This is a genomic window from Candidatus Symbiothrix dinenymphae (assembly GCF_001431085.1).
Genome location: NZ_BBRU01000166.1, coordinates 1 through 727, shown reverse-complemented (window position 1 = coordinate 727; position 727 = coordinate 1). Strand labels below are relative to the sequence as shown.

At 44.4% G+C, this 727-nt stretch carries 1 protein-coding gene; it reads right to left on the bottom strand.

The window, feature by feature from the left end; translation table 11 throughout:
- Nucleotides 1–23: 23 nt before the first annotated feature.
- Nucleotides 24–727, bottom strand: a 704-nt coding sequence (locus ASC50_RS02460; protein ID WP_193391183.1) for a beta-galactosidase trimerization domain-containing protein, incomplete at its 5' end; no start/stop codon positions are given.

Sequence of the window (727 nt, the reverse complement as noted above, 5' to 3'; positions counted from 1 at the left end):
GGGTGCAAAGGTACAAAATTAATCTATTCTTCTACAATCACTACATCCCACGGTTTGAGCGTGATTTCCTCGTTTTGCTTGATATTTGCTCCCGACAATAACGATTTACCGGCAGGGAAAGGGTATGTGATTTTTTTGTCATCTCGCCCATAATTGAATACATAGCGGATGTTTTTTCCAAAATCGTTTTTCCCCGAACGGACAATTACCGGAAACTGTAAATCGCTTTTAGGGATGGTGACTCCTGCTTCTTTGGCTACATTGCGCACAATGGTTTCCAGCAATTCGAGCGAAGGATAGGTGCCGATGTAGGTCAGTTTGCCTTTGCCGTAATTGTTTTCCGTGATGACGGGCCAATTGCCGAAAAATGGGTCGTCGGCGTAAGCCAAAGGTTTGGCGGTTTCCGGTATCAAAAATTCGTACCATTCACCAATAGCCCCTTGCTCTTTCAGATGAAAGGGATTGTCTTTCAGCGACATTGTGCCTACATTGGCATACTCCTGATAATAAAATCCGCAGGCTTTGCGCAAAGGTCCCGGAGCCAGGACAGGGCGAACAATAGAATTTTCATTACAGAAAGCACTTTTGAAAAACATGACCACATGTCCGCCATCCTTTACAAACCGGTCAATTTTCTCCTGCAAGGCGTCAGTAGCTATATACAAAGGCGGAATCACCAACATCTTATATTGGCTGAAATCCGACCATTGGTCACAGGGTACAATAT